Source organism: Stenotrophomonas sp. P5_A8 (assembly GCF_056400545.1).
In genome coordinates, this window is the sequence record NZ_JBFULB010000285.1 from 1 (window position 1) to 4942 (window position 4942).

General features: G+C 66.4%; 6 protein-coding genes. 1 reads left to right on the top strand and 5 read right to left on the bottom strand.

Annotated features, from left to right (window positions below; genetic code table 11):
* The 5 genes from AC1DQP_RS16355 to AC1DQP_RS16375 all read right to left on the bottom strand — a co-directional run.
* The coding region (locus AC1DQP_RS16355; RefSeq protein WP_478052017.1) for a TonB-dependent receptor at positions 1-2274 on the bottom strand (2274 nt) is incomplete at its 3' end.
* A 155-nt stretch (positions 2275-2429) separates the two neighbouring features.
* A complete protein-coding gene (locus AC1DQP_RS16360; protein ID WP_457319435.1) occupies positions 2430-2822 on the bottom strand; it encodes a hypothetical protein in 393 nt (130 codons plus the stop codon).
* Positions 2823-2902: 80 nt separating this feature from the next.
* Positions 2903-3235, bottom strand: coding sequence for a non-heme iron oxygenase ferredoxin subunit (locus tag AC1DQP_RS16365; RefSeq protein WP_256775751.1), 333 nt, complete (start codon positions 3233-3235; stop codon positions 2903-2905).
* Positions 3232-3768 carry a GNAT family N-acetyltransferase gene (locus AC1DQP_RS16370; protein WP_457319436.1) on the bottom strand — a complete coding sequence of 179 codons (537 nt, stop codon included), beginning with the start codon at positions 3766-3768 and terminating at the stop codon, positions 3232-3234. The genes AC1DQP_RS16365 and AC1DQP_RS16370 overlap by 4 nt, the downstream gene beginning before the upstream one ends.
* A 90-nt stretch (positions 3769-3858) precedes the next feature.
* Entirely contained in the window at positions 3859-4557 is a 699-nt protein-coding gene (locus AC1DQP_RS16375) for a hypothetical protein (RefSeq protein WP_478052018.1), read from the bottom strand.
* A gap of 75 nt (positions 4558-4632) precedes the next feature.
* On the opposite strand from AC1DQP_RS16375, the gene AC1DQP_RS16380 reads away from it, so the two are divergent.
* On the top strand, positions 4633-4942 hold a 310-nt coding region (locus AC1DQP_RS16380), incomplete at its 3' end, for a hypothetical protein (protein WP_478052019.1).

The following is a 4942-nucleotide window of genomic DNA, read 5'->3' on the forward strand; positions in this document are numbered from 1 at the left end:
GTTGAAGGCCAGCGTGGCCGAACGACCCGGCGCGATGGCAGCGTAGTGCGAAGCGTACGCCTTGGTGAAGTAGGTTTTGTTGGTCAGGTTCTGCACGTTCAACTGCAGGCTGTAGCGCTCGCTGAAGGCGTAGCCCACCATCGCATCCCAGCGGATGTAGGACGGCACCCACTTGGTGTTGTTGACGTTGCCGTAGACCTTGTCCACGTAGTTCGCGCCGGCGCCCAGGCTGAGGCCTTCGACGAACGACGGCGCCCAGGTGGTCCACAGGCTGGCGCTGTGTTTGGCGGTGTTGGGGAACTGGTTGCCGTTGAACGGCGAGGGCACGTACACCCCGTTGACCAGGGCAAAGCCGTTGTCCTCGACTACCGCGTCCAGGTAGGTATAGCCACCAAACACCTGCCAGCCCTGCACGATCGTGCCGCTGAAGCCGATCTCGGCGCCCTTGACCTTCTTGCTGCCCGCGTTCTGGGTGGTGCCCGCATCGCTGGTGACGCGCGCGTTGGTCATCTCGGTTTCGAAGATCGCACCGGTCAGCGACAGGCGCGCATCGAACAGGTCCCACTTGGTGCCCAGTTCGATGTTGCGGCTGCGCTGCGGCTTGAGATCCTGGATGGTGGCGCTGATGCCATCGGCGCCATCACCGCCGTCGGTGCCCACCGGGGTGGAGGAGGTGCCCCAGGACAGGTAGATGCTGCCGTTTTCCACCGGCTTGAAGACCAGCCCGGCCTGGCCGTTCCAGAACGAGGTGTCGTTGCGCAGGTGCTGCAGGTTGGCTGCGGCCGTCGGGTTGAACTGGTGGGTGCTGTAGTCGTCGAAGCGCGCGCCCAGGTTGAGCATCCACTGCTCGCTGAAGCTGATGGTGTCGAACACGTACGCCGACTTCGTGCGCGTGGTCTGGCGCACGTCATTGGCGGGGTTGCTGCGGGTCACGGTGTGCAGCGACGCCCACGGATCGTTCGGGTTCGGGTTGGTCAGGTCGGTGCAGTTGTAGCCGGTGGCCGCGCCGGTCGTCGGGCAGCTCTGGTTGCCGGTGATCGGGTTGTTGGTGCCGCCGGTGGTCTGTCCGTTCGGGCGACGCACCTCGCCGATCAGGTAGTTGCCGCGCACGGTCTTCTCGCTGCTGTATTCCACGCCGGCGTTGAAGCTGTGGCGCAGCGGGCCGGTCTCGATCTCGCCGGTCACGCTGGTCTGGTTGATGAAGCTGTCGGTCTGCGTGGCGCGCGAGTTGGTGCGGCGCCAGACCGTGCCGTACAGGTTCGGATTGCCCTTGCTGTCGTCCGGCTGGGTCCACAGGTAATCGTTGCGGGTATCACCGTAGCGGGTGATGTTGCGCAGCACGATGCCACCGAAATCATGCGACAGGTTCAAGGTGGTGATGTCGGCGCGGGTCTTCTGGAAGTCACGGTCGACCAGGCCGTAGAACGCGTCGCGGTTGGTCACGATCGGGCTGCCGTCGCCGTTGAGCGCCAGGTTGGCGCCGCTGGTGAACGGGTTGCTGTACGGGAAGCCGCCGGCGTCGGGCAGGTCGTCGGTTTCCATGTGGTAGTGGCTGATCACCCCCTGGGTCGGACCGTTGAGCCCGAACGCCAGCGACGGCGCGATGCCCCAGCGGCTGCTGTTGACTTCATCACGGCCGGCCACGTCGGCCTCGTGCTTCATGAGGTTCACGCGCGCGGCGATGCCGTCGCCGATGACCTGATTGGCGTCCAGCGTGCCGCGGTAGTAGTTGTCGGTACCGGCGGCCAGCGAGCCCTGCACGAAGTTGTCCAGCTTCGGGGTCTTGCTGACCAGGCTGATGGTGCCGCCGGCCGAACCGCGACCGGAGTAGGCCGAGCTGGGGCCCTTGACCACGTCGATCTGCTCGATCGCGAACACCTCGCGGGTCTGGCTGCCGGCATCGCGCAGGCCGTCCACGTAGATGYCCGAGGCCGAATCGAAGCCGCGGATGAAGGGACGGTCGCCGGTCGGGTTGCCGCCTTCGCCGGCACCGAAGGTAATGCCCGGCACGGTGCGCAGCGCGTCCAGCAGCGTGGTGGCCGCGGTCTGCTCGATCACCTGCTGGGAGATCACGCTGACCGACTTGGGCGTATCCAGCAGCGGCGCGGTGAACTTGGACGACTGCGCGCGCACGCGCTCGCCGTGCACGTCCACGCCGTCCAGTTCGGTCGCGCGCTGCGGCTCGGCGGCGGTGTCGGTGTCGGCATGGGCGATGGCGGGGGCGGCAATGGCCAGCAGCAGGGCGGACGACAACGGGGTCGGGCGAACGGTCATGGGAGGTCCTGGACGTACGGGCAAGGGCGGACCGGCAGGCGGTCACGGCGGCGAGCGGGTGGGAAGGTCGGGAAAGCGAACAAACGAACAGGCAGGGCCGCTGGCTGCGCAGGCGCAGACAGGGCGGGGCCGTCACGCGGGGCGTGCGGCGGGGATCAGGCGGTGGGAGGGGCGTGGCCCGGGTTGAGGCGCAGCGAAGGCTCCATCCGCTGCCAGCGCAGTGCATCGGCAGGCCATAGCGGAATCGCTGCTACCCACGCGTTGCGGCGCAGCGGGAACAGTGCGGCAGCGCTCCCGGGCTCGGTATCGGCACTCGCGTCGCTTTTGGCGCTGTTTTCGCTGGCCGGCGCATCAGGGCAGGGCAGCGAAGGCGCTTTCTGGCCGGTGTCGGTGGCCATCGCGGCGGCTTCAACCTGCTGCGCAAGCGGCCCAGGACCGTCCTGCACGCCGCGGGTGGCGCCCGTATTCAGCCAACCGGCGGCCAGCAGCACCACGCAGAACGCGGCCCACAGGGCGACAACATCGATGGCGGAACGGGTGAGAGACACGGGCGACCAGGCAGGCGCGGCCAGGCGGCCGCGGTGCACATGGTAATGCTAGCAATTCGCATTTTCAAAACGCCGGGCGTTCAGTCGCGGTCGTCGCGGGTCCAGACCCCGTCGTGTTCGCGCTTGACCGGGAACTTGGCCACCGGAGAGTAGGCCGGGGCGCACAGGGCGCGGCCGTCGCGGATATCGAAACGCGCTCCGTGCAGCACGCACTCGATGCTGGCCTCGGCGGTGTCGAACGTGCCCGAGGACAGCTCGAACTCATCGTGGGTGCACTGGTCTTCGAGCGCGTAGAGCTCGCCGTCCAGGTTGAACACCACGATCGGGGTGCCGGTGACCTCGTCGAAGGTGCTCTTCATTTCCCCGGCCAGCAGCTCGGCGCTGGCGCAGACGAAGGTCCAGGTCTCGCTCACGCCTGGACCGCCAGCGGCTTTTCCAGGATCTCGAAGCGCAGGTCGTCGCGCTTGGGCGTGCCGAAGCGCGCGTCGCCGTACGGGAACGGCTTCTTGATCCCGGTGCGCACGTAGCCGCGGCGCTCGTAGAAGGCGATCAGTTCCTCGCGCACGTCGATCACCGTCATCTGCATCACCGGCACGCCCCATTCGCGCGCGGCGTGGGCCTCGGCCGCATCGATCATCACCTTGCCGATGCCGCCGCCCTGCTGGGCCGGATCGACCGAGAACATGCCGAAGTACCCCTTGCCGCGGTCGTCGGCCACGTGCGCGCAGGCCAGCAGCTGGCCATCGCGCTCGGCCAACAGGATGGTGGAACGCGGGCGCGCCAGATCGGCCTGCAGGCTTTCGGCATCGATGCGCGCCCCATCCAGCAGGTCGGCTTCGGTGGTCCAGCCGGCACGGCTGGCGTCGCCGCGATAGGCCGAGGTGACCAGGGCAATCAGGGCGGGGATGTCGGCAGCGGTGGCCGATCGGAAGGTCAGGGTGCTCATGGGCACATTCTAGGCGGGGTGGGCGGTGGCGGGGAGGGGGCAGGGGAGGCAGGGCGAGGCAGGAGGAGGCGACGGGCGGTTGGCTGGCCGCTATCGGGGGACCGGTGATCGGCAATCGCGGAGCGGCACTCGGCGGAACGGCAAGCGGCGGAACGGCAAGCGGCGGAACGGCAAGCGGCGGAACGGCAAGCGGCGGAACGGCGGATCGTCGAATCGCCGGATCGCCGGATCGCCGGATCGCCGGATCGCCGGATCGTAGGATCGTCGAATCGTAGGATTGGTAGTGCCGAGCCATGCTCGGCAACCCGCAATGCGGCGTCGCGATCCGCTGGCGGTGAGCGACGCAGCGAAACGACAACGCTGTTTATGTCTCCTGTCCGTCTGCAATTGCCAGCACAGCTCTGAGACGGGCCGGATTTGACCGGTCTGATCCGACTGGAGAATGCCAGCGATGCGATACATGCCGATCTCGATGACCACCTTCACGATGTGTTTTGTCTTGAACTGGCCCGTCGCGACACGGGGTTTATCTTGGCATCGCGCCGAGACTGGATGACGACGTCGTAAAGCGACTTGTTTGCTAACCGTCATGGAGTGATTTGACCGACAAGTCGTCCGCAGCAAACGCATCCATTGAAATGATGTTGGATGTAAACGTTTGCATGCGACAGCGTGAATCGCCACGCGCAGAATCATCGAAACACTGCGTTGGTTACCTATCGGAATGCAGCCTAGGATGACCTGCGTCTCCTGCGATTGCGTCGCAATGTTCGCAACAGTGCGATGCATGACAGGGTCCGCGCCGTTGCCGTGGTGACAGCCGAGCAGCGCGTCTTCCTCCCCCAATCTTCGCTGGTGCTTTCCATGAAACAGTTTCTGATGCTGTGCGTACTGCCGTGCGCGGTGTTTTTTCTGCTGGCCGCATGTCGAGGGTCGACGACGTCCAGCGGGACCTATCTTTCTCCGGAACAGACCGCGCAGGTTCTGGCCAAAGCCCAGGGTGGCGACCTCCACGCCATCAAGCGGCTGATCTCGCACTACGAAGCCAGCGGCGACGTGGACGGGCTGGCAGGTCCGTGGCGGGTGCGGGCGCGGAAACTGGGGGATCCGTCGGAGTTGTACCACCACGCCGCGTGGTGCTTCGCCGCGTCACGGGAAGAGMAGGACCCGAAGG

What these genes read in the sequence shown, in the direction of transcription:
- AC1DQP_RS16370 (WP_457319436.1), bottom strand. Translation starts at nt 3,768, where the DNA reads ATGAGCACCCTGACCTTCCGATCGGCCACCGCTGCCGACATCCCCGCC.
- AC1DQP_RS16375 (WP_478052018.1), bottom strand. Translation starts at nt 4,557, where the DNA reads ATGCATCGCACTGTTGCGAACATTGCGACGCAATCGCAGGAGACGCAG.